The sequence below is a fragment of the Pantoea sp. X-Soil-MYKO-1785 genome (assembly GCF_059730675.1).
In genome coordinates this window covers 2,533,945-2,557,096 of record NZ_AP036000.1, presented here as the reverse complement: position 1 = coordinate 2,557,096, position 23,152 = coordinate 2,533,945, and the positions used below count along the sequence as shown (strand labels likewise).

The window sequence follows — 23,152 nt, the reverse complement described above, 5'->3', positions numbered from 1 at the left end:
CTGACGGGTTTTTTATTTTAACCCGCCTGACCGCCATGGCGGAACTGCTGCACCGCCTGCGCCAGCCGGCTGGCCTGCTGGTGCAGCGCATCTGCCGCGCTGCTCTGCTGCACACTTAACCCTTCATTGGTCTGCAACTGCTGATTAAGCGCCACCACCTCGGCGGCAATGTGCGACACCCGTGCGCTCTGCGCGCTGGCGTTGTGTTGCAGCTCATTCAGGCGCGTCACTACTGCGCTGACTGCCTGACTAATCTGCCCGAACAACGCTTCGAGTGATTTCACTTTGCTAAAGCCGCTATCAACATGGTGGCGGGTATGCTGGATCAGCTGATCAATCTGGCGCGTCGAGTGGCCGCTTTTAGTGGAGAGTAAGCCAATCTCTTTCGCCACCACCGAGAAGCTGCGGCCATAGACCCCCGCATGCGCCGATTCAATGGCGGCGTTCAGGGCCAGCAGGCGGGTCTGCAGCGACAGGCTATCCAGCAAATCGACGATGCCGGCGATGTCACCCGACGCCTGCACGATGTGCCGCATCTGACTTTCCATCTGATCGACCTGGCCGGCGCACTGCTGCATTAAGCGGTCGGCGAACTGCGCCTGATCGGTGGCCTGCAGCGAGAAGCGGGTGCTGTTCTCCACCTCTTCAGAGACCCGATGCAGGCGCTGTGACAGATGACTGAAGCTGGCATTCTGCGCCTGATGCTGCTCGCGCGCCTGCTGGTTAGCGTGCTGCATCTCACCCGCGGCGGCGGCCACGCTGACGGCCACCACGTCAATCTCATGAATAATGTGGCGCAGGCCCTGGCGCATCTCATCCATTGCATTGAACAGCTGTAACGTCTCACGCGACTGCAGGCGGAGTGGGGCGGCAGACGCCACCAGATCGCCGGTGGCAATAGCCTGTAGCTGGCGGCTGGCCTGCTGTAACGGCGTAATCACCCCGCGCAGCAGCAGCAGGCCGCCCGCCACCAGCAACCCGAACAGCAGTCCGGTGACCAGCAGCGACACATTGCGGGTGCCGGTTAAGCTCGCCAGCGAACTGCGATTGACGGCGGCCAGCTGGCGATTCGCCTGGCCGATTTCCCCGAACCAGGCCTCGTTAAACTGTTGTTGATAGGCTTGCATCGGCACCATAAAAAAGGCGTCGATACTGCCGGCGGCCAGACCTTTCAGCTGCTCGGTCAGCCCCTGGCTCAGCAGGATGAAGCTTTGTTGCAGCGCGCTGTCAGGGGCCGCCTGATAGCGGCTGAACAGCCGTTCGGCTTCGCTCAGCGACGCGCTGGCGCTCTCCGCCAGGCTTTTCCAGCTGTCGACCGATCCGCTCTGCTGGTCCTGCATCAGATAAATGCCGGCGCGGTGACTGTTGTCGCTGGCGGTCAGCAGTTCAATGCGGGCGCGATCGAGCAGCGTCAGCCGCTCACGCAGGGCGTGGGTCTGCGCCAGGCTGTGCTGGGCCTGACTGACCTGGGCGGTCAGCAGCACAATACCGGCCGATTGCAGCAGGCAGAACAGCACCACGAACAGAATAAAATGGCCGCGCAGGCTGGTCAGCCAGCCCGGCAGCGTAGGGGAAAACCGGCGATTACGACCGCGCAGTGGCAATAAAGTAAGCAGTGACATCAGGCAACCCGAAATAAGAAAAGCCGCAGTATTAAGGGGTTACATGACATCTTTGTGACAATCCCGCCTGATGACGGCAGAACAGCAGAATCGGTTTTCTTAACGGAAACCGCGCACTTTAATCAGTGCGTAACCGACGAATATGAGGCAGCAAAAGCTGAGCGACCGCCGCAAATACCGGCACCACCACCGAATTACCAAATTGCTTATACGCCTGAGTATCCGACACCGGGATACGGAACGGTTCGCTGCCCGGCACGTCGAAGCCCATCAGGCGGGCGCACTCGCGCGGTGACAGACGGCGCGGACGGCGCGCCATATTGTCCGGATGATGAAACTCCTTTTCGCCCAGTGCGCTGTCCCAGCCGCGATCGATCAGAATTTCCGAACCATCCTTGTAGTAACGCGCCGACAGGGTACGCACGCAGCAGTCGGGATTTCGCGGGTCGTTTAGCCCGAAGCCAAAGCCATTGCCTTTAGCCTTGTGCTTTTTGGCGTACTGATAGAGATAGCGCCACAGCACCGGTGACAGGATATATTTCTCGTCCGGCTGCGGTTCCAGCAGGCTTTGCAGGCTCGGTACCTGCGGCGGAAAGAACTTTTTGATATCGCGCAGGGTGAACTCCTGACAGCCTTTGATATCACGACGAATGCCGACCAGCACAATGCGTTCGCGATGCTGTGGCAGAAAATGGCGCGCATCAATCACCTTCGCATCCGGGCCGCTGGCGGCGGCATCGGCCACTTCATAGCCCAGCTCATCCAGCGTCTCCATGATAATGGCGAAGGTCCGGCCCTTATCGTGGCTCTTGAGGTTTTTCACATTTTCCAGCACGAAGAACGGCGGTTTTTTCGCGGCCAGAATGCGGGCGACATCAAAAAAGAGCGTGCCCTGTACCTGGCACTCAAATCCGTGCGCGCGGCCCAGCGCATTTTTCTTGCTAACGCCGGCCAGTGAAAACGGCTGGCAGGGAAAACCGGCCAGCAGCACCTGATGATCGGGGATCGCCGCATCAATCGCGCGATAAATGTCGGCGTCATCGCTGAGACCTTCCGGCTGCGTCACCTGGCGGATATCGGTGTTGAAGTGATGTTCCAGCGGGTCGCTGTAGTGATTGGCCTTATAGGTGCGCACCGCTTCTTTATTCCACTCGCTGGTGAACACACATTTGCCACCGATAGCCTCGAAGCCTTTACGAATGCCGCCAATACCGGCGAACAGATCGACAAAGCGAAACTCAGGCGCATCATAATGGGCCGGTCGGCTGGGCAGCAGGCTTTGTAACAGCGCCAGTTCAGCGTCACACAGCGGCGGCAGAGTGCTTTTGCCCTGCCGCACCCGGTTGAGCAACGCCGGCGTCCAGCTGAGGAAGCCAGCCTGATGCAGACGGCTGGTCACATCCCGGACCGAATAGATGGTTAGCACTTGCTGTAACAGTTGCGACGCATCAGGCGTTGAAAGAGCAGCAGAGAGGGGTTCAGCAATGGCGGCGGGGTGCATGCGTTTTTCCTTAACAGTGAGCCGCCTATGCTATCACTCCTGACGCAGCGAGGAAATTGGCGGCGTGTGCCACCGCAGAGATTGGCCGCAATGACATTTTTTACGGCAGCAATCTGATAGCACGCCTCTGCTGCTTTCGCTTTTCGTGGCGCAGGCTAAAGTTGAAGGACCAGCAAAAAAGGAGAATTTATGGCTGACGTTCACTCCAGTGAAACACGCAGCAAAAATATGCGTGCCATTCGCGCGCAGGATACTGCCATTGAGCAGCGTGTGGCGCTGTTGCTGAAGGATCGCGGATTCAGCTTTCGGGTACAGGATAAAAATCTGCCGGGCCGACCCGATTTTGTACTGCTGGAGCAGCAGGCGATTATTTTTGTCCACGGCTGCTTCTGGCATCGGCATCACTGCTATCTTTTCAAACTGCCGGCCACCCGCACTGAATTCTGGACCGGCAAGATTAACAGCAATGTCGAACGGGACCGGCGTTATGTGCGCCAGCTGCAGGAGAGCGGCTGGAAGGTGCTGATCATCTGGGAGTGCGCCCTGCGCGGCAAACTGCGGCTGGCGGATGACGATCTGCTGGAGCGGCTGGAAGAGTGGCTGCTGGCGATGACGCAGAGCGCCGAGATTGACCATCAGGGTATTCATCATTATCGCGACGAGTGAGCCTTGCTAATCAGCAACATAATTGGTTAGATCTGCGCTTTCTCCGTGGCCAGGAGCCTGACATGAGCAGCATTAAACTGACGGTTAAACGCCTCTACCAGCTGCGCGACGAGCGCATGGTGAACACCAAAGCGACCGCGCGCGTTTACCTCGGCGACAGGCTGATCGCCACGGAAGAGATTACCGGCATGACAGAAAGCCCGGTCAGTAAGTACTTACATGCTGAAGGTGCTGCGGGTGAAGCAGTGCGGGTGGAGTGGGATTGTGAGGGCATCGCCGAAATGACGGTAACGGAAATCGAGCGCTGCCCATGTTGTCAACATAACGAACCAGACTAAGGATAAAATTTTGGCGGGAACCAGCTTACTGACTTTACTTGATGATATTGCAACACTTCTGGACGATATTTCCGTTATGGGGAAACTGGCGGCAAAAAAAACCGCTGGCGTACTGGGTGACGATCTGTCGCTGAATGCCCAGCAGGTGACCGGCGTAAAAGCCAACCGCGAACTGCCGGTGGTATGGGGCGTCGCCAAAGGATCGTTTCTGAATAAACTGATCCTGGTGCCGCTGGCGCTGATTATTTCCGCCTTTGCGCCGTGGCTGATCACGCCGCTGCTGATGATCGGCGGCGCTTATCTCTGCTACGAAGGCGTGGAAAAAGTGATGCACAGCCTGCAACACGACAAGCAGCACAAATCGCCGGAAGCCCGTCAGCAGCGCCTCGAGTCGCTGGCAAAGCAGGATGCGGCGGAGTTTGAAAAGAAGAAAATTAAAGGCGCGATCCGCACCGACTTTATTCTGTCAGCAGAGATTGTGGCCATTACGCTGGGTATCGTGTCGGAATCGCCACTGCTCAATCAGGTGATTATTCTGGCCGGCATCGCCATTCTGGTCACCGTTGGCGTTTACGGCATTGTGGCGGCGATTGTTAAAATCGACGACCTCGGCTTCTGGCTGCGCGAAAAGCCCTCACGTATCGCTCAGGGCATCGGCAGCGTATTACTGGCGGCAGCACCGTGGCTGATGAAGATTCTGTCGGTGGTCGGCACCATCGCGATGTTCCTGGTCGGTGGCGGCATTGTGGTGCATGGCATTACGCCGCTGCATCATCTGATTGAAGAAGTCAGTAGCGGTTTCAGCGGCTGGATTGCCACGCTGCTGAGCAACGGTGCCAATCTGGTGCTTGGTTTTATCATTGGGTCGATCGTGCTGTTGGTGGTGAACCTTATTGCCAAACTGCGCGGGAAATCGGTATAAAGCGCACTGTTATTACGGTCAGGAGAATGATGATGAACGACGACATGTTTGAATTTGATATCGACGCGCAACTTGAGCAGGCTGAAGCGAAAGCAGAGAAAAAGGCCAGCGAAGTGCCGGACGATCTGAGCGACGAAGCGGATTGCGAAGGCTGCAAAATCTGATTCCAGCCTGAACCCCTTTCAAAGCGGATAATAATTATTATCCGCTTTTTTTATTTTCAACATATCCAACTGCTTAATTCTGAATTTGCCGCTTATTTGCGTGCCTTAACAGGCAGAAATCTTTTTTGACTGCTATAAAGAAAATAATCAAATCACAGGGTCAACCAGGAGGGCGCAACATGGTGTTTGCAATCAGTGAAGAAGTTCAGCACAAGAAAGACGGACAGACGATGGTGGTGACCGGCTACGCCAGCGGAATGGTCGAATGTCGCTGGTACGATGGCTACGCGGTGCGCCGTGAAGCGTTTCGCAGCGAAGAGCTTAGCGCCTCAAATCCCGCCCAACAGCTTGCCAGTTAAGCGGCCTGCGATCAGGCCTGTAGGTCGCGTGATCTGACAGGCCCCGCGTTAGCGCATTCCGTTTGCTTTTTCCGGCACGCTCCCTGTGCCTGATTCTTCTCAGACGTTGCCGTCATTATCCTCTTCTACCGCCTGATAGATGCGCTGCAGAATATCCGGAAAGGCCGACTGCACCCGACTCCAGCTTGGAATAAACGGCTTATCGTTTGGTCGTTCAATAAATGCCTGACCGGCCTCCAGAATTGACTGGGTAAACATTTCCACCGCAGCCTCCTCAACGTGCTGATCAAACTTCAGTCCGTTCATCGCCGCCTCATGGTTGTAGATCTCCATCATATCCAGCGCATTACGGTAGTAGGTGGCTTTCAGCACCCGGAACGAGTCGCTGGTCAGCGGCACGCCCATGGTGGCCAGCTTTCGCAGCAGCGACTGCACAATGTCGCTACTCATGCGTTTCAGCCCGCCGGTGCCATCCTCTTCCGCCAGCGGCTGATGCTTGTGGTCATAGTTATCTGCAATCTCCACCTGACAGGATTGCCGGGTGGTGTAGTTGCGATAGATCTCTGAGAGTACGCCAATCTCCAGACCCCAGTCGCCCGGAATTTTGATGCCGTTTAGCACGTGGGTGCGCATCGCGAACTCACCCGACAGTGGATAACGGAAGCTGGAGAGGTAATCGAGATATTCCGAATGGCCATAGACTTTTTGCAGCGAGCGCAGCAGCGGACCGACCAGCAGACGCCCGACGCGGCCGTTCAGCTTGCCGTCAGCGACGCGGGCATAGAAGCCCTTACAGAATTCATACTGAAACGCCGGATTAGCCAGCGGATAGAGCAGGCGCGCCAGCATACCGCGCTCATAGGTGACGATGTCGCAGTCATGCAGCGCCACGCAGCTGGTGCGGTCAGAAGCCAGCGTATAGCCGGTGCAGAACCAGACGTTGCGCCCCTTGCCGGGATTGGTCGGCGATAAGCCTTCTTTATCCAGTTCGGCATCAATCGCTTTAAGGCGCGGGCCGTCGTTCCACAGGATGCGGTGCCGCTGCGGCAGGCGCGAGAAAAACTCGCGGGCAAACAGAAACTGATCGCGGTCAGCACGATCGAGGCCAATCACGATCTCATCGAGATAGGGCACCTTTGCCAGCTCATCGACAATTTTTGTCAGCGCCGGGCCTTCCAGTTCAGAAAACAGCGACGGCAGGATCAGCCCCATCTTGCGTTTGCGGGCAAAGCGCACCATCTCCTTTTCCAGCGATTCCACACTGCGGTGGGTGAGATTATGAAAATTGGTAATCACGCCGTTCTGAAAAAAATCACTCATCGCACCATCCTTTTAATGCCCGTGGGCCACTTACAGAGGTTGAGTCAAAAAATAGTCCAGCCCTTCACGCCAGCCTTCAGGGCCATAGTGCGCCGTATGATAGACCTGCTGCTGATCGGTCCGGCTGAGGGTGACCGGTGTTTTACTGTAGCCTTTAATCACTACGGCGTAGTCGACGGCGTCCAGCATCGGCGCGTCATTCGGTCCGTCGCCCAGACCGATGGTGGTAAAGGCGGCATCAGACTGTTGCGACAGTAGCCAGCGCACCGCCTCGCCTTTGCCGCTGCCGGCTGGCATCACGTGCCAGAAACGACCGCCCTGGGTCAGCGCCAGTCCTTCAGCGGTCAGCGCAGCCCGAAAGCTGTCGAATGCCTCGTCACTGTCACGCCACACCACCACTTCAGAGGCATCGCGCTGACGTGACAGGGCGGCATCCGCTTCACTCAGGCCGGTCATCGACGAAACTGCCTGATCGGTAAAGTCATGAAAGCCGGTAAACCGGAACCGGGTCTGTAGCACCGCCAGCCGGTTACAGATCGCCGCATAGTTCAGGCTATCGTCGGGCAGATGAATCTGCTGATCCCCGGTCTGGACCACCGCACCGTTTTCGGCAATAAACGGCGCACCCGCAATGCCAAGCCTTTTCTGTAGCGGGATAATCTCCGCTGCCGTTTTGCTGGAACAGATCACCAGCGGGATGTCATGCTGTTTCAGGGTGGTGAGCCACGGCGTAGCGGCATCCCAGCGATAGCTGTGATGGTCGAGCAGCGATCCGTCGAGATCGGTAATAATCATTAACGGCTGGTGAAGGTCGGGCATCGGTCAGCTCCTGTCAGCACGGCTAAAGCGGCGATTTTTCAATATTATAGTTGAATATGGCTCACACTTTTTTGTTATGCGACCACCGGATAAATCCAGGATTAATCTTAAATCGAAACGTTATGGATCGCGGTGATGCATGAAGTGTGCAGCCGCTAAGTGGCTGTCTGCTGCGGTGTTTTCGGTAACATACGGCGCATTATTCACCGCTACGTTGCAGAAATGTGCATATCAGAGACTTGTCTTAAAAAAGGGAAGGCGTAGTCTGCAGGGGTGTTAAGAATTCCCTGGTGTAACGAATTGAATTTTTTACCCGGCCATCCCGCCGGGTATTTTTTTGAAATCGTTTTCAGCGGTTTGCCTCACAGGAACGACAGTCACAGATATCCATTTCAAAAGCATCGGCCAGTTCAGTGCCGCGCGGCAACCGCTGCGGGGCTAGCCGTCCATCAGCCACTGGCGGCTGCGTCATAGATTCCTGCATCTCAGCTGCATTCCCCGCCTGTATTGACTCCAGCAAACGATCAACATCAACATTCATCGCTGACTGAGACAGGCCGGTAACCTGTTTTTCGCCTGACATTTTCTGACTCCCGCGCGCGGACAGTATCATCAGTATAGTGGCTGGCGCAGAAAGGGGTGAGGGGCCGATCACGGCAAAAAAAAGCCCGCGCTGCGCGGGCAAAATCCTTGTTACTTTTAGGTTGACTGCGCCTATGGGGTTGGTGCAGTAGAGAGAGTGTAAGGCGAGCCTGCGTCAGAAGTCTTGCGGCGAAATGTTAAGGAATTGAAAAAGCGCAGGCTTACTCAGATTTACCTGACTTTTCGCTCATTGAGAGCAGAATCGGCTATAGTTCGAGATAAAGCTGATTTTTATCAATACCTAAAGGAATGGTTATGGACATCTTAAGAATTATTATCGCAATCCTGTTACCGCCACTGGGCGTCTTTATGCAGGTTGGTTTCGGAGGTGCCTTCTGGCTGAATATCCTGCTGACGCTGTGCGGCTACATTCCCGGTATCGTGCACGCCGTATGGGTAATTGCCCGTCGCTAACGCTCGGTATCACTGCGGTTCTTCGTTTAGACTGTGCAACAGGAAATAATCAGGAGAACCGAAATGAAGGTGAATGACCGCGTCAGCGTTAAAACCGATGGTGGCCCGCGCCGCGTCGGAACCATTCTGGCCATGGAGCCGTTTAATGAGGGCACTATGTTTCTGGTGGCGCTGGAAGATTACCCGTTAGGCATCTGGTTTTTTAACGAAGATGGTCATCCGGAGGGGATTTTTGTTGAGCCCTACAGCACAGAGTAAACCGGCCGCAACCGCGCAACGCGGCTGACGTGATCCTCCTCCCCGTGATGGGGAGGAGGAAGTCAGACCGCCATTACTGTTCCGGCTGCGTCACTTTTTATCGCTTATTAACGTCCTGTCTGCGTTCTCTGTTTGCACTCTCAATTTGCGCTGGATGTCCGCACTCTCTGTCTGCACTCTCTGTCCGCACTCTCTGTCTGCACTCTCTGTCCGCGCTCTCTACCCTCCGCACTACATTCAGCGCTTAGAACGTTTCCCAGTTATCATTACCGCTTGCCAGAGCCGGACGAGGCGCAAGAGCAGGGGTTTTCACCGGCGCGGTAGCGCGGCTGGCGGTAGCCGCCAGCAGCGGCGTATCCTGCAGGCGGAAAGCCGATACCGCCTGAGTCAGTTTACCGGCCTGGTCTTCGAGTGAAGCCGCCGCCGCAGAGGCTTCCTCGACCAGTGAGGCGTTCTGCTGGGTGACGTTATCCATTTCGGTAACCGCCTGGCTGACCTGCTGGATCCCTCGGCTCTGTTCGTCAGAGGCGGCGGCAATCTCTGCCATGATATCGGTAACCCGACGGACCGCTTCGACAATTTCTCCCATGGTGGTTCCGGCATCGCCGACCTGCTGTGAACCATCTTTAATCAGCGTGACCGACTCGGCAATCAGCGATTCAATCTCTTTCGCCGCCTGCGCACTGCGCTGTGCCAGGTTACGCACTTCACTCGCCACCACGGCAAATCCCCGACCCTGTTCACCGGCACGCGCGGCTTCGACCGCCGCGTTCAGGGCCAGAATGTTGGTCTGAAAAGCGATGCTGTTGATGACATTGGTGATCTCAGCAATCTTTTTCGAGCTGCCGGAAATGTTGGTCATGGTTTTCACTACGCCGCTGACCAGTTCACCGCCGCTGCGGGCTTTACCGGAGGCATCGGCGGCCAGCTGGCTGGCGTGATGGGCGTTATCAGCGTTCTGCTTCACCGTGGCGGTGAGCTGTTCCATGCTGGCAGCCGTCTGTTCCAGCGCTGCCGCCTGCTGTTCAGTACGTGAGGAGAGGTCGGTGTTGCCGGCGGAGATTTCGCTGGAGCCCTGATAGATAGCAACCGCACCTTCACGCACCGTGCCGACGGTTTTCACCAGCGACTGCTGCATTAACTGCAAATTATGGATCAGGGTGCCTATCTCGCTGCGACCATGGGGCAGCGGCGGGGCGGTCAGGTCGCCCTGGGCGATACGCTCAATGCGTGACACCGACTGACGCAGCGGATTAATCACCACCCGACGCAGGAAGACGAAGGTCAGCAGCACCAGCACCAGCGCAGCGCCAAAGGCCACCGCCATTGCAATGAAGCCAATACGCGACTGATGGTTCGCTTCTGCGGTAATTGCATTGGCGCGATCGGTACGGATTTTGATCGCCTTCAGCAGCACCGCATTGTAGTCAGCATCCAGTTTGCGGGTAACCTCGGTTTCCTGCGCGATAATACCTTCGAAGCTGCCTTGTTTACCGGCGTTAATCATCGGTATCAGGCCTTTTTCAATGTAGTCGTTAAAGCGCGCCTGCAGCGTGGCATCCAGAGCGACATCCTCGGGCGACTTCACTTTGCGGTCGGCGTAGACCTTAAACCCGTCTTTAGCCTGCTGAATACGTTTCTCAGCCGACGCGAGGTTAGCGCGAAACTCATCCATCTCACCGATACGCGCCGCGGCGCCGGCCTGAATAACCGTCAGACGGGCAGTACGTAAGTGGTTTGAACTGTTCGAGATACCCATCCGCACCTGAATTTCGTCAGTGGCGTCACTGAGCGAGTGATTACCTGAAATAAGAAAGTAACTGGCGACACCAATACAGAGTGCGAACAGCAGCAGAATGCCGCCGAAGATCAGGCTAAACAGCGGGACAAGGCGGAGGTTCTGCCATATACCCGAGGTGTTCTGTCCATCATTAACCAATGCAGTGTTCATATCCTTGCTCTCTTGAGGCTGTTGTTATAAGGCTTAACATCGGCAGAAGAGCGGAAAGGCTTAGCGGCAGGAGTGAGATCTGGCTCTCAGTTTGAAGCAAAAAAAAACCGGCCAGGGCGGCCGGTTTTCATTGCGGGACGTTATCTTACGTTAACGTAAATACCCGACGTGACGTTATCAGTTAAACGCACCACATGATAAATAACCTGCTTATTATGGGTTTTGATTTTGCGTTTAATATTACCTTTATGTGACGAAACGGTTTTCGCCTTAATTTGCATTTTATCTGAGATCTGAATGGTGTCGTGACCTGACATCCACATCTTCAGCATATTTGACTCGGTCTGGCTCAGCGTTAATGGATGAACATCCATGCCGGAAGAGATACGCGCAGACTGGTTGAGTTTCTTCTGCAAATAGGTGCCCAGTAACGAATCCAGTGTCGATGTCTTTATCGATTTTGACGTAATAATCAGGTTCTTACGAACGTAGAGGTATTCCTCAAAATGGATGTTGCTTATCGCCATGAATATAAAGAACAGCGTATCAGGGTGCTGCATAATAATGCTGCGGATACGTTCGCTGGAGTCGGGTTCATGAATAAAGCAGTCTTCATTAATAAAGACGACACCAGGTTTTAATTGTTCACATTTTTGCTGTAGTTGCTCAATATCGGAGGCAGAAGTGATGTTTTTCTTCTTAACTCCTTTAAAAGACATGTAGTCCGATAATCCCAGGCGTGTGTAGTTGCAGGAATCCATAATAATCGTTGGCATAATAGCGACCCTCACCAATTTGTTATCCGTTTAAATCAACGATGAATTACGCGTTGCGGTACGAGAGAGATTTCTAAGGCACTTTTTTATTCTGCTCGTGCAGTGTGGTAACAGGCAAACGCCTGTAAAAGTCTTCATCCCTGACCCGTTCTGCAAAAATATTGTGCTGCTTTGACGTCACACATTCTCCGGTTATGGCGGGGAATGCCAGTGAAAAACCGGAGGTTAAGTAAGACTCTGTTTTTGGGAGCGCTGTCACTATCGCTGAAAACCCGGAGTTTTCTGATAGGACAAATCTTAAAAACATTTGTTTTACGAAAGTGTGATGTCTCAGCGTGTGTTGACAATGCCGGAAAATACATTTTTTAACAAGAAAAATCACTAAAGAATTTTTTTTGTTCAAATTCAATGGATTGCCGTTTTTGTCAACAAATTCACAGTCTAACCGCTGCTGTGAACCGCCCAACTAAAATACGCGAAGCCCGGTTTAATAAGAATTATTTTCAGACTATCAGCACATTTATCAGATTTTCCTTAGTTGCATTCTGGAAAATATGGTTTGAAAAATGCACGGATGGTTTTGCGTTACTTAAGTATTGGTTAGCAAAGATAGTTAGAAACTTAATGTTCAGGGGCGGGATAGTTCTGTCAGGAACAGGGCGAGTAAATCAAACACTTCACCGAACAAATGCTCACAGAACGGGGCGAGCAGTGGCATCAGCATACTGATAGTCAAAATGCCTACTGATAAGGTGATCGGGAAGCCAATTGCGAAGATTGATAACTGTGGTGAAACACGGTTTAACAAACCTAGTACCAGATTTAGCATGAGGAGCAAAACGATTAACGGTAGCGCTAACATCATGCCATTAAGGAAAATTAATCCGCCCGATTTCACCAGTGCCATAAACGCATTGGCATTTAGCGGATGTCCGCCAATCGGCAAGGTGTGAAAACTGTCCGCCAGCAGCGAGATCAACCACAGGTGTCCGTTGAAGGTCAGGAACAGTAACATCGCCAGCATGTCTAAAAAACGCGCCAGAACCGGCATGTTAAGACGGCTGCCGGGATCAAAAAAGGTGGCGAACGACAGGCCCATCTGTAAGCCAATTACTTCCCCGGCGGTCCGCACCGCGGCAAAAGCAAACTGCATGGTAAAGCCGAGCGCGATGCCAATCAGCATCTGCTGGATCAGCAGCCAGAAGCCGACCGGCGAAAACAGCGTCACGTTAACCGGCGGCAGCAGCGGCATTAACAGCCAGGTGATCATCACTGCCAGACCAATTTTGACCCGGTGACTGATAGATCGTTCATTAAGCAGCGGCGCAGAGGCCAGCAGCGCCAGAATACGCACCAGTGGCCAGAAGAACTGGCTCACCCAATGTACCAGCTGGCTGCTGTCGAGAGTAATCATCAGCCGATGATGTAAGGCAGGTTGGAAAAGACGGTGCGGATATAGTCGAGCAGCAGATTCAGCATCCACGGGCCGGCAATAATCCCGGTGGTCGCCACCGCCAGAATTTTCGGAATGAACGACAGGGTCTGTTCATTGACCTGAGTGGCGGCCTGCAACAGGCTGATAAGTAGTCCACTCACCAGCGCGGCCAGCAGCATCGGAGCGGCCAGCATCAGCGCGACGCGCATCGCTTCCTGGCCCATTACCATTACTGATTCGGGTGTCATTGTTGTGCTCCGGGAATAGGGGGGATCAGGAGTAGAAGCTTTGCGCCAGTGAGCCGACCAGCAGTTGCCAGCCATCGACCAGTACAAACAGCATCAGCTTAAACGGCAGTGAGATTGTTGCCGGTGGCACCATCATCATCCCCAGCGCCATCAGCACGCTGGCCACCACCAGGTCAATAATCAGAAACGGGATAAACACCGTAAAGCCAATCTGGAAAGCGGTCTTCAGCTCGCTGGTGACGTAAGCGGGCAGCAGAATGCGCATCGGCACCGCTTCCGGGCCGGCAATCGGCGCGGTATTCGCCAGGCGGGCGAACAGAGCCAGATCCGCTTCACGGGTCTGACGCAGCATAAACTCACGCAGCGGCTGGGCACCTTTCTCGATTGCCACATCCATGCTGATTTTGTCCTGGCTGAACGGCAGATAGGCGTCCTGATAAATCTTGTCGAAGGTCGGCGCCATAATAAAGAAGGTCAGAAACAGCGACAGCCCCAGCAGAACCTGGTTCGGCGGCGCAGAGGGCGTTCCCAGTGCGTTACGCAGCAAACCAAACACAATAATGATGCGGGTAAAGCTGGTCATCATCAGCAGCACCGCCGGAATAAAGGTCAGCGCGGTGATAAACACCAGCGTCTGCACCGGCAGCGACCAGCTCTGGCCGCCGTTTGGCAGCGCATGACTCACCAGGCCCGGAAGCTGGGCATGGGCAACCGGTGCCAGCAACAGCAGTGGCAATAAAGGAAGCAGTCGACGCATCATTGGGGTTTTCCGGGACGTTTAACCAGGTTCTGTAACAGCTGACGAAAATCCTGTGGGGCAGCCTGCGCTGGCGTGGTTTCCAGCGGCGCACCCGGCGGTAGCGTATGCAGATGGGTAATCTGCTGCGCGGTCACGCCGAGCACCAGACGCGCATCGGCGGTATCGACAATCACCACCCGCTCACGCTGGCCGACCTGCACACTGGCGGTCAGTTTAAGCTCCTGGCCGCTCACCTTCTTCGGCGCGAAGCCAAAGCGGCGTGCCAGCCAGGCGCAGGCCAGAATCAATAAAATAATCACCGCTAACATGCTGCTGACCTGCACCACCATTGAGCCGGTGGAAATCGGCTGAGCGTGCGGCGCAGCGGGTTGCAGACTTTGATTCTGGCTAGTCATTTTCAGCGACTCAGACGACGCATACGTTCGGACGGGGTAATAATGTCAGTGATGCGCACGCCATATTTGTCGTTGACCACCACCACTTCACCCTGAGCAATCAGGTAACCGTTGATCAATATATCCAGCGGTTCGCCCGCCAGACCGTCGAGTGACACCACCGAACCCTGCGCCAGACGCAGCAGCTCTTTAATGGTCATCTTGGTACGGCCCAGCTCCACGGTCAGTTTGACCGGGATATCCATGATCAGATCGATATCCTGCAGTGAGCCTGAAACGTTACTGCTCTCGAATGACTTAAACACGTCATCGGTTTGCGGGGCGCTGCTGCTGCCGACCTGTTCATTCATTGCTTCAGCCCACAGATCGTCCGCAGAGATATCGTCAGACGGCTTATTACTGTCACTCATGGGGCTGTTCCTCGTTCAGCGAATTCAAAATCGGGTTAATCAGGTGTTCGACACGCAGAGCATACTGCCCATTCATCGTGCCATATTGGCTGGTTAAGACCGGTACGCCATCGACATGGGCGATAATGCGTTCCGGTTTCTCAATCGGCAGCACGTCGCCGGGTTTCAGCTGCAAAATCCGTGACAGACGCAGCGAGGTTTCGGCAAAGTGTGCAATCAGTTCCAGCTCGGAGTGCTGCACCTGTTTTACCAGGTTGTCACGCCAGTGGTTATCTTCCTGGCGGGAGTTCTCGAGCGGCGGATTCACCAGCAGCTCGCGCAGCGGCTCAATCATTGAAAACGGAATGCAGATATTAAATTCACCCACCAGGTTACCAATCTCCACCTGGAACGGCGTGTTAACCACGATATCGTTCGGCGAAGTGGTGATGTTGGTGAACTTCACCTGCATCTCTGAACGCACATACTCGACGTCCAGCGGATAAATAGCTTTCCATGCGTCGCTGTACCCATCCAGCGCCAGCTTCAGCATGCGGCGGATCACGCGCTGCTCGGTATGGGTAAACTCGCGACCTTCTACTTTGGTCGGAAAGCGACCATCGCCACCGAACAGGTTATCAACCGCGATAAACACCAGGCTGGGTGAAAACACCACCAGCGCAGTGCCGCGCAGCGGCTTCAGGTGGATCAGATTCAGGTTGGTCGGCACCGGCAGGTTGCGGGCAAACTCGTGATACGGCTGAATCTTGATCGCGCCAACACTGATATCCGGGCTACGACGCAGCAGGTTAAACAGCGCCATACGGAAGCTACGGGCAAAACGCTCGTTAATAATTTCCAGCGCCTGCAAACGCTCGCGCACTACGCGGCGCTGGGTATTCGGGTCGTAAGGACGAATATCGCCTTCCGGCCCGTTTTGTTTCTTTTCTTCTTCCGCGCTGCCACTGTCGCCGTTTAAAAGGGCGTCAATTTCAGCCTGGGAGAGAATGCTATCGCCCATTGATTCACCTCAAAATGAAGGCAGTAAACAGCACATCGTTCACCGCCTGCGGAGGTTGACCTTTTACCAGTGGTGGTGCCAGCGCCTGTTTGATTTGTTCAACAAGCGCTTGCTTTCCTTGCTCCGTCGCCAGCGCCGCAGCGCTCTGACGCGAGAGCAGCAGCAGCAGACGACTGCGCACCTCAGGCAGATAGTCATTTAACCGACGCCGTGTATCCTCATCGGCCAGACGCAGGGTAAAGCCTACGTACAGCACGCGGTCAGGATCGTTGTCGGGATTGACCAGGTTAACCGTAAATGTATCAAGTGCAAAAAAGACCGGGGCGGGAGGCGGTTCGACTTTCGCCACCTCCGGCTTATCGCCCTCATGTTTATTCATCATTCGCCAGACTGCATAGCCTGCCACGCTGCAAGCGGCCAGCGTCACAATGAGCAACACCGGAATTAAGAGTTTACGTTTGCGGCCTTTAGCTTTCGCGTTATCAGACATGTTTGCAGTTACTTCCTGTGAATTATGGATAAGCCTCTCGGCTCACCTGGACAGATTATCCCGCGTCTTAAGTCAAACAATGGGAAGAAAAGACGCGGGTTTTACGCTTACCTTCAGCGTTTGTCGCTATCAGGCAAAAGTGTCGACCGCGCCATTACCGTTTACCCGCGCCTGCAGGGCGGCGGGAACGGCAATTGGCGTGATGTCGGTGTCACTATCCTGAGCGAGAGAGAAGCGGCCATGCTGTCCATCGCGGCGCGCCTCCTGCTGTTGCTGGAAGTGCTGGCCTTGCGCGGAACTGTCACTGCTGACCTGACTCTCACCCAGGTGGATTCCGCTCTCTGCCAGCGCACTGCGCAGCTGCGGAATCGCGGCTTCCAGCGCCGCTCTGACGTGGCTGTGGCCGGAAACCAGATTAATTTGTGCCTGGTCGTTATCCAGTTTCAGGCTGATCTGGATCGCCCCAAGGTCTGCCGGATGTAAGCGCAATTCAGCGTTTTGCTGACCGTTGCGGCTGAACATCACAATCTGCTGGCTTAACGCCTGCTGCCACTCATCGCTGCCCAGCTGCGCATTCAGCATTGGGGTCGAGGGCGTACTGGTGGTCGATGACGCCATCATTGGCGGCGCCAGGCTGCTGGCGCTGGAGATCGGCGTGCTGGCGATCAGCGAATTATCACTGGCACTGGCTTTGATGGCGGCCTGATCGTCCTGTCGGGTTACCGTGCTCAGCACTTGCTGAAAACTGCTATCCAGCGTCTGCGCGGGGCTGAGGCTGTTACTGTTCACCGCAGCCGTGCTGCTCTGGCCGGCTGTGCTACTCACCGCCGGCGCATTCAGCGCGGCATTTTTAACCCCAGGCGAACTCTCCGCGCCGGGTTCTTTGCTCGCCTGATCGCTGCCGGTGAGCATCTGTGCCAGTGAGGTCAGGCTTTTGCGCGCGCTGTCGTTCTGGACAGCCAGTTCACCCTGCGCCTCACTGACCGGGCTGACGGCTGCGCTGGTGGCGGCCGGCGTGGTCGGTAACATGGCGAACAGCGCCTGCACATTTTGCATATCGCTGGCACTTAAGGGCGCGGCTTCCGGCTTGTCTTTATCATCGGCTGATTTTGTGCCGGCTTTAATATTTTCCGGCTTAAACAGTGCGCTTAGCGCCGCCGGATTATCCAGGGCGGCGATCAGCGCATTCAGGGGCGTGGCAGGCTGCGAATCACTGTCGCTTTCCGTTTTGAGATCAGCCGATTGCGCCGCTTTTCCCTGCTGTTTCGCCAGACTCAGCAGCTGGTTTCCCAGCGCAGTCAGGAAGTCCTGAGGCAGCGCATCGGTGCCGGCAGCTGCATCGGTTGAAACTGATGTATCGGCGTCGGTTTTTACCGCCGCTTTCATGGCAATGTTTGGCAGCGTAATCATTCGCCTCTCCTCAATGCGGCCCGTTGGGCAAATTCATCCATCCGTTTCTGGTCGAGACGGTTTTCCTGTCGTAATGCGTTTTCCGCTGCCCGGGTGATCAGCGTCTGATAGGCGTTGAGCCGCTGCTGTTTCTCACGCCAGTTGATCAGCGCCTGCTCAAGACGCTGGTTCCAGTTATTGAGCTGGTTGCGATGCTGATCGATCGCTTTTTCCAGCGTCTGAATAAACTGGTGGTAGTTGGTCCAGCGGGTGCTGGCGATGCCGGTCGACATATCGTCATTCAGCTTGTTGCGATATTCATCCTGGTAGTCGAGCAGCATGGTCAGCTGCTCATTGGCGGCCTGCTGACCGCGACGCATATCGCCCAGGTAGATGGCGGCGCGTTCCAGATCCTGTTCCGCTAAGTCGCGTAGCGTGTCGATGGCATTTGCAGTTTTCATTGCCGTTACCTCGCGTTAATCGCGTCGATTAGCCGAACAGCGCATGCAGATGCAGGCAGGCGTCGTCATAATCGCTGCGTTCGAAAATGCCCTGTTGCAAAAAGGCTTCCATCTGCGGATAGAGTTTGATGGCTTTATCCAGCATCGGGTCGCTGCCTGCGGCATAAGCGCCCACGCTGACCAGATCGCGGTTACGCTGGAAGCTGGACAGCAACTGCTTAAACTGGCGCACGCGCGCATAGTGGTTTTCATCAATCAGCGAGGTCATCGCCCGGCTGATTGAGGCTTCAATGTCGATCGCCGGATAGTGACCCGCTTCAGCCAGCCGCCGCGACAGCACGATGTGGCCGTCGAGGATGGCGCGCGCTGAGTCAGCAATCGGGTCCTGCTGATCGTCGCCTTCGGTCAGCACGGTATAGAAGGCGGTAATCGAGCCGCCGCCGTCGATGCCGTTACCGGCGCGTTCCACCAGCGCCGGCAGCTTGGCGAACACCGACGGTGGATAGCCTTTGGTGGCCGGCGGCTCACCGATCGCCAGCGCGATCTCACGCTGCGCCATGGCGTAGCGGGTCAGCGAATCCATGATCAGCAGCACATGTTTGCCGCGATCGCGAAAATCTTCGGCGATGCGGGTGGCGTAGGCGGCGCCCTGCATACGCAGCAGCGGCGAAACGTCAGCCGGCGCGGCGATGACCACCGAACGGGCACGGCCTTCGGCGCCGAGAATGTTTTCGATAAAATCTTTTACTTCGCGACCACGTTCGCCGATCAGCCCGACCACGATCACGTCGGCTTCGGTGTAGCGCGCCATCATGCCGAGCAGTACGCTTTTACCAACGCCCGAACCGGCGAACAGGCCCATACGCTGGCCGCGTCCCACCGTCAGCAGGGCGTTAATGGCGCGCACGCCGGTGTCCAGCACATCGGTAATCGGGGTCCGCTGCAGCGGGTTGAACGGCGGGGTGATCAGCGGCGCGCGGTAACCGGTATCCGGTGACGGCAGGCCATCCAGCGGGCGGCCACTGCCGTCCAGCACCCGGCCCAGCAGCTGCGGACCCAGCAGCAGTTGCTTACCGGCCTGCGGGTTTTCACCGTTCTGCAGTGCGTATACCCGCGCGCCGGGTAAAATGCCGTCGACTTCTTCCAGCGGCATCATCAACAGCTTTTGTCCGTTGAATCCCACCACTTCGCTTTCAATCTCGCTGATGGTATTGCCATTATTACGTTCAATGATGCAGGTTGCGCCGAGCGGTAACTGCAGGCCCGTTGCTTCCAGCACCAGACCGGTTGCGCGGGTCAGGCGACCATAGCGGCGCACCGGCTGAACCTGAGCAATTCGCTTTTCAAACGCGTCGAGCGCGCCCAGCCAGCGGTTGAGGCGAGTGGTCATTACACTTCTCCTGGCGCGGCAAGGCGGCACAGTTCCTGCCAGCGCGTCGCCACGCTGGCATCCAGATCGCCATCTTCGGCGCTGAGTTTACAGCCGCCAGGATGCAGGGTGCTGTCCGCCAGCAAGCGCCAGCCGTGCAGGTCAAGCGTCGGGCCGAGCGTCTGCTCGATACGTTGCAGATCGTCCGGATGCACCCGCAACTGCGGCTTGCCGTTGAACATCGGTTCCTGCTGCAGTAATCCCTGAATCTGACGCAGCAGGGCGCTGCCATCGACCGCGGTCGCCTGGCCAATCACCGAGCGGGCAGCTTCAAGCGCCAGCTGCATCAGGCGCGAGGCGATAACGCTGTCCAGCGACTCCAGCGTGTTCTGGAACTCGGTGACCAGCTGCTGCATCCGCGCCTGTAACGGCGCCTGCTGCTGCTGAGCATCGGCCAGCCCCTGCTGAAATCCGGCTTCATAACCGCTTTTCTGACCTTCGGCAAAACCCTGCTGCTGACCTTCGTTAAAGCCCTGGGCCTGCGCCTCTTTACGCATCTGCTGTTGCTGGCGCTCAAGCAGCAACTGCTGCTCGTCCACCCCGGAATCAGGTTCGGTGATCTCGGGCAGCGGCTCCGGTTCAGGCTGGTCGAAGCGGCCTAAATCGGTCGGCTGCCACAGTTGCCATGGGCGAGCAGAAAATGCATCAGACATAAGTTTCCTCGCCACCACCAATCACCATCTCGCCCGATTCGGCTAAGCGGCGCACCACCAGCAGGATCGCTTTCTGCTCGTTTTCCACTGCCGACATCCGCACCGGGCCACGGTTGGCCAGATCGTCGCGCAGGATATCGGCCGCACGGGCTGACATGTTTTTGAGGAATTTTTCGCGCAGCGGCTGTTCGGCACCTTTCAGTGCAACCAGCAGCTGCTCGGACTCCACTTCCTGCAACAGGCGCTGGATGCTGCGGTCGTCCACTTCCACCAGGTTTTCGAACAGGAACATTTCGTCGATAATTTTCTGCGCCAGTTCGCCGTCGAAATCGCGTACCGCTTCGATGACCGCTTCTTCCTGCTGTGTTTTCATCAGGTTGATGATCTCGGCTGCGGTTCTCACGCCGCCCATCTTCGCGCGCTTGAGGTTGGTACCGTCCAGCAGGCCGTTGAGCACTTCGGTCAGTTCGGCCAGCGCTGCTGGCTGAACACCGCCGAAGGTCGCGATACGCAGCATTACATCGTGACGCAGACGCTCGTCGAACAGCGCCAGAATATCCGCCGCCTGGCCACGCTTGAGGTGGACCAGGATGGTGGCGATGATCTGCGGATGCTCGTCGCGGATCAGGTCGGCAGCCGCCTGCGGCTCCATAAAGTTGAGCGTCTCCATGCCGCTGGTGGTTTCGCGGGTTTCGAGAATATCTTCCAGCAGGCTGGAGGCGCGCTCTTCGCCCAGCGCTTTGATCAGCACCGAACGCAGATAATCGTTGGAGTTGAGGCTCAGCGCCGCAAACTGCTCGGCATCGGCTTCAAACTCGCGTAACACTTCAGTCAGCTGTTTGTGCGAGACCTGACGCATATTGGCCATCGCGGCGCTCAGGTGCTGCACTTCACGCTGGTTCAGGTGTTTGAAAACTTCCGCTGCGCGCTCTTCGCCGATGGTCATCATCAGGATGGCGCTTTTTTCGGTTCCGGTCAGACTCATAGCTCTTTACTCATCCATTCGCGAATTACCAGCGCAACAACGCGCGGATCGTTTTCAGACATGTCGCGGATGCGTTGACTCATCACTTCTGCGCTCATGCGGTTGTTAGACTTACGTTCCTGATCCAGCTCATCTTTACTGAGCTGAACGCTATAGGCTTCTTCTTCTGCCGGTTCAGCGGCACGGGCAGCAGCGGCTTCCGCAGCGGCTTTCTCCGCAGCCTGCTTACGCACCAGATGCGGACGGACCAGCTTGCGATACAGAATGAAGGCGACCAGGGCAACCAGCAGCCACTTACCGGCATTCATCAGCTGATCAAAGAACGCTTGCTGCTGCCAGAAGGGCAGGTCACCGGTCGTCGGTTCGGTGGTATTGAACTGCGAGTTCACCACGTTCACGCTGTCGCCGCGGGTCTGGGAGTAGCCCATCGCCTCACGGGTCAGGTCTTCAATCTGCTTCAGCTGCTGTTCGTTCAGCGCAACCGCTTTACCTTTATCGTCTTCGCGATAGTTGACCACCACCGCCACCGACAGACGCTGGACATCGCCGACGTTGAGCTTGGTATGACGAATGGTGCGGTCCAGCTCATAGTTAACCGTGTCATCACGACGTGAGTTGGTCGGCGTGCTGCTGGCCGCGGCGGTGCTGGTGGTCTGGCCGGCATTATTCTGGCCGTTAGCATTCTGACCATTGGCGTTCTGCCCGTTAGCATTCTGGCCGTTAGCCGCTGCTGTATTGACCGGCGCGGTGTTGGCTGGCGCAGGCTGGTTGGACAATGCACCCGGCACGCCGCCCGGATAAGGGCTGCCTGATTGATCGCTGGTGCTGGTCTGACGCGAGCGAATCGCGGTAGCAGACGGATTAGCATTTGGCTGATATTTCTCATCCGTCTGCTCGCTGGTGTCGAAGTTGATCTGCGCGGTAACCTGCGCATGCACGTTGCCCTGGCCCAGAATCGGATTCAGGATCGCTTCGATACGTTGCTGATAACGGGTTTCAACATCCGAGGCATACTTCAGCTGGGCATCGTTCAGATCGCGGCCGACGCTGTCGGAACGGGTCAGCAGGCGACCGGTTTGATCGACCACGGTAACGTTACCCGGCGGTAAACCGGCCACGCTGCTCGACACCATGTGGGCGATGGCCTGAATCTGGCCTTCATCCAGCGCACGTCCAGGCTGCAGGGTTAAGGTGACCGACGCCGACGGCGCTTTCTGCTCACGGACAAATAAGGTGGGTTTGGGCATCGCCAGGTGGACGCGGGCGATTTTTACCGGACCCAGCGATTCGATGGTGCGCGCCAGTTCGCCTTCCAGCGCGCGCTGATAGTTGACCTGCTCGCTGAACTGGCTGATACCGAACTTCTCTTTATCCAGCAGTTCGAAACCGACCGAGCCGCCTTTCGGCAGACCCTGCTGTGCCAGACGCAGACGCAGCTCATGCACCTTCTCATCCGGCACCATCAGCGCACCACCATTCTCGGCGAAGCGATAGGGGATGTTCATCTGCGTCAGCTGCGTGACGATTTCACCGCCATCTTCATTCGACAGATTGTTATAGAGAACGCTGTAGCTGGGCGCTTTGGCCCACAGCACCATCGCAATCACGATAGCGATAACGGCGGCGGCGGCGACGACTAAAGGAATACGCGGATTTGCGCGCAGGCGAGCGAGAAGGTCACCGAAGCCTTTCTTTTCTTGATCTTGTGTGGCGGCTGCACTCGCATTCATGACCGATTCCTGCCT

At 56.2% G+C, this 23,152-nt stretch carries 27 protein-coding genes; 7 read left to right on the top strand and 20 right to left on the bottom strand.

The genetic code is table 11. The features are described from left to right. Positions 1 to 17: 17 nt before the first annotated feature. Together AC6I8D_RS12365 and dcm are read right to left on the bottom strand one after the other, a co-directional pair. On the bottom strand, positions 18 to 1,622 hold the full coding sequence (locus AC6I8D_RS12365; RefSeq protein WP_312760610.1) for a methyl-accepting chemotaxis protein: 1,605 nt from the start codon (positions 1,620 to 1,622) through the stop codon (positions 18 to 20). A gap of 118 nt (positions 1,623 to 1,740) precedes the next feature. Beyond that, on the bottom strand, positions 1,741 to 3,123 hold the full coding sequence (gene dcm / locus AC6I8D_RS12360; protein ID WP_497820264.1) for a DNA (cytosine-5-)-methyltransferase: 1,383 nt from the start codon (positions 3,121 to 3,123) through the stop codon (positions 1,741 to 1,743). Between the two features lie 189 nt (positions 3,124 to 3,312). Here dcm and AC6I8D_RS12355 point away from each other — a divergent pair, with 189 nt between their 5' ends. The 5 genes from AC6I8D_RS12355 (at position 3,313) to AC6I8D_RS12335 (ending at position 5,572) form a co-directional block, all read left to right on the top strand. Beyond that, positions 3,313 to 3,789, top strand: a complete 477-nt coding sequence (locus tag AC6I8D_RS12355; RefSeq protein WP_312760614.1) for a very short patch repair endonuclease — start codon at positions 3,313 to 3,315, stop codon at positions 3,787 to 3,789. Positions 3,790 to 3,851: 62 nt separating this feature from the next. Beyond that, the gene (locus AC6I8D_RS12350; protein WP_031377105.1) at positions 3,852 to 4,127 is read left to right on the top strand and encodes a hypothetical protein; all 276 of its coding nucleotides are present in this window, start codon (positions 3,852 to 3,854) and stop codon (positions 4,125 to 4,127) included. Positions 4,128 to 4,137: 10 nt separating this feature from the next. Continuing rightward, positions 4,138 to 5,049: a DUF808 domain-containing protein gene (locus AC6I8D_RS12345; protein WP_312760616.1), complete on the top strand. Its 912-nt coding sequence runs from the start codon at positions 4,138 to 4,140 to the stop codon at positions 5,047 to 5,049. A 32-nt stretch (positions 5,050 to 5,081) separates the two neighbouring features. Beyond that, positions 5,082 to 5,213, top strand: a complete 132-nt coding sequence (locus AC6I8D_RS12340; RefSeq protein WP_255352405.1) for a hypothetical protein — start codon at positions 5,082 to 5,084, stop codon at positions 5,211 to 5,213. Between the two features lie 179 nt (positions 5,214 to 5,392). Further along, the gene (locus AC6I8D_RS12335) at positions 5,393 to 5,572 is read left to right on the top strand and encodes a YodC family protein (protein ID WP_312056520.1); all 180 of its coding nucleotides are present in this window, start codon (positions 5,393 to 5,395) and stop codon (positions 5,570 to 5,572) included. A gap of 99 nt (positions 5,573 to 5,671) precedes the next feature. Here the strand turns inward: AC6I8D_RS12335 and AC6I8D_RS12330 are convergent, their stop codons facing one another. The 3 genes from AC6I8D_RS12330 to AC6I8D_RS12320 all read right to left on the bottom strand — a co-directional run bounded on the left by AC6I8D_RS12330 (position 5,672) and on the right by AC6I8D_RS12320 (position 8,294). Beyond that, positions 5,672 to 6,892, bottom strand: a complete 1,221-nt coding sequence (locus tag AC6I8D_RS12330; RefSeq protein WP_312056519.1) for a glycosyltransferase family protein — start codon at positions 6,890 to 6,892, stop codon at positions 5,672 to 5,674. Between the two features lie 30 nt (positions 6,893 to 6,922). Continuing rightward, the gene (locus AC6I8D_RS12325; protein ID WP_312760618.1) at positions 6,923 to 7,711 is read right to left on the bottom strand and encodes a mannosyl-3-phosphoglycerate phosphatase-related protein; all 789 of its coding nucleotides are present in this window, start codon (positions 7,709 to 7,711) and stop codon (positions 6,923 to 6,925) included. A 349-nt stretch (positions 7,712 to 8,060) separates the two neighbouring features. Next, entirely contained in the window at positions 8,061 to 8,294 is a 234-nt protein-coding gene (locus tag AC6I8D_RS12320; RefSeq protein ID WP_497820263.1) for a DUF2525 domain-containing protein, read from the bottom strand. Between the two features lie 314 nt (positions 8,295 to 8,608). On the opposite strand from AC6I8D_RS12320, the gene AC6I8D_RS12315 reads away from it, so the two are divergent. Together AC6I8D_RS12315 and dsrB are read left to right on the top strand one after the other, a co-directional pair. Further along, positions 8,609 to 8,767, top strand: a complete 159-nt coding sequence (locus AC6I8D_RS12315; protein ID WP_046288250.1) for a YqaE/Pmp3 family membrane protein — start codon at positions 8,609 to 8,611, stop codon at positions 8,765 to 8,767. A gap of 63 nt (positions 8,768 to 8,830) precedes the next feature. Continuing rightward, positions 8,831 to 9,025 (top strand): protein DsrB, encoded by a 195-nt coding sequence (gene dsrB, locus AC6I8D_RS12310; protein ID WP_031377099.1) that lies wholly within the window; start codon positions 8,831 to 8,833, stop codon positions 9,023 to 9,025. A gap of 244 nt (positions 9,026 to 9,269) precedes the next feature. Here the strand turns inward: dsrB and AC6I8D_RS12305 are convergent, their stop codons facing one another. The 15 genes from AC6I8D_RS12305 to fliF form a co-directional block, all read right to left on the bottom strand. After that, positions 9,270 to 10,976, bottom strand: coding sequence for a methyl-accepting chemotaxis protein (locus tag AC6I8D_RS12305; RefSeq protein WP_497820262.1), 1,707 nt, complete (start codon positions 10,974 to 10,976; stop codon positions 9,270 to 9,272). Between the two features lie 140 nt (positions 10,977 to 11,116). After that, positions 11,117 to 11,752: a transcriptional regulator RcsA gene (rcsA, locus tag AC6I8D_RS12300; RefSeq protein WP_312056515.1), complete on the bottom strand. Its 636-nt coding sequence runs from the start codon at positions 11,750 to 11,752 to the stop codon at positions 11,117 to 11,119. Positions 11,753 to 12,380: 628 nt separating this feature from the next. Beyond that, complete coding sequence (fliR, locus tag AC6I8D_RS12295; RefSeq protein ID WP_497820261.1) at positions 12,381 to 13,166, bottom strand: flagellar biosynthetic protein FliR; 786 nt, start codon at positions 13,164 to 13,166, stop codon at positions 12,381 to 12,383. Further along, the gene (fliQ, locus tag AC6I8D_RS12290; RefSeq protein ID WP_031377095.1) at positions 13,166 to 13,435 is read right to left on the bottom strand and encodes a flagellar biosynthesis protein FliQ; all 270 of its coding nucleotides are present in this window, start codon (positions 13,433 to 13,435) and stop codon (positions 13,166 to 13,168) included. The genes fliR and fliQ overlap by 1 nt, the downstream gene beginning before the upstream one ends. A gap of 25 nt (positions 13,436 to 13,460) precedes the next feature. Beyond that, positions 13,461 to 14,192, bottom strand: coding sequence for a flagellar type III secretion system pore protein FliP (gene fliP / locus AC6I8D_RS12285; RefSeq protein WP_046288520.1), 732 nt, complete (start codon positions 14,190 to 14,192; stop codon positions 13,461 to 13,463). Further along, the gene (fliO, locus tag AC6I8D_RS12280) at positions 14,192 to 14,590 is read right to left on the bottom strand and encodes a flagellar biosynthetic protein FliO (protein ID WP_312056513.1); all 399 of its coding nucleotides are present in this window, start codon (positions 14,588 to 14,590) and stop codon (positions 14,192 to 14,194) included. The genes fliP and fliO overlap by 1 nt, the downstream gene beginning before the upstream one ends. A 2-nt stretch (positions 14,591 to 14,592) precedes the next feature. After that, positions 14,593 to 15,000, bottom strand: a complete 408-nt coding sequence (fliN, locus tag AC6I8D_RS12275; RefSeq protein ID WP_312056512.1) for a flagellar motor switch protein FliN — start codon at positions 14,998 to 15,000, stop codon at positions 14,593 to 14,595. Then, entirely contained in the window at positions 14,993 to 16,000 is a 1,008-nt protein-coding gene (gene fliM, locus AC6I8D_RS12270; protein ID WP_031377092.1) for a flagellar motor switch protein FliM, read from the bottom strand. Before fliM ends, fliN begins: the two co-directional genes overlap by 8 nt. A gap of 4 nt (positions 16,001 to 16,004) precedes the next feature. Continuing rightward, a complete protein-coding gene (fliL, locus tag AC6I8D_RS12265; RefSeq protein WP_031377091.1) occupies positions 16,005 to 16,490 on the bottom strand; it encodes a flagellar basal body-associated protein FliL in 486 nt (161 codons plus the stop codon). A 129-nt stretch (positions 16,491 to 16,619) separates the two neighbouring features. Further along, the gene (locus AC6I8D_RS12260) at positions 16,620 to 17,900 is read right to left on the bottom strand and encodes a flagellar hook-length control protein FliK (RefSeq protein WP_312760627.1); all 1,281 of its coding nucleotides are present in this window, start codon (positions 17,898 to 17,900) and stop codon (positions 16,620 to 16,622) included. Continuing rightward, a complete protein-coding gene (fliJ, locus tag AC6I8D_RS12255) occupies positions 17,897 to 18,340 on the bottom strand; it encodes a flagellar export protein FliJ (RefSeq protein ID WP_031377089.1) in 444 nt (147 codons plus the stop codon). The genes AC6I8D_RS12260 and fliJ overlap by 4 nt, the downstream gene beginning before the upstream one ends. 28 nt (positions 18,341 to 18,368) lie before the next feature. Beyond that, positions 18,369 to 19,730 carry a flagellar protein export ATPase FliI gene (gene fliI / locus AC6I8D_RS12250; RefSeq protein WP_312760629.1) on the bottom strand — a complete coding sequence of 454 codons (1,362 nt, stop codon included), beginning with the start codon at positions 19,728 to 19,730 and terminating at the stop codon, positions 18,369 to 18,371. After that, complete coding sequence (gene fliH / locus AC6I8D_RS12245; RefSeq protein WP_312760631.1) at positions 19,730 to 20,422, bottom strand: flagellar assembly protein FliH; 693 nt, start codon at positions 20,420 to 20,422, stop codon at positions 19,730 to 19,732. The genes fliI and fliH overlap by 1 nt, the downstream gene beginning before the upstream one ends. Then, entirely contained in the window at positions 20,415 to 21,407 is a 993-nt protein-coding gene (gene fliG, locus AC6I8D_RS12240) for a flagellar motor switch protein FliG (protein WP_031377087.1), read from the bottom strand. The genes fliH and fliG overlap by 8 nt, the downstream gene beginning before the upstream one ends. Continuing rightward, a complete protein-coding gene (gene fliF, locus AC6I8D_RS12235; RefSeq protein WP_312760633.1) occupies positions 21,404 to 23,137 on the bottom strand; it encodes a flagellar basal-body MS-ring/collar protein FliF in 1,734 nt (577 codons plus the stop codon). Before fliF ends, fliG begins: the two co-directional genes overlap by 4 nt. Positions 23,138 to 23,152: the final 15 nt, after the last annotated feature.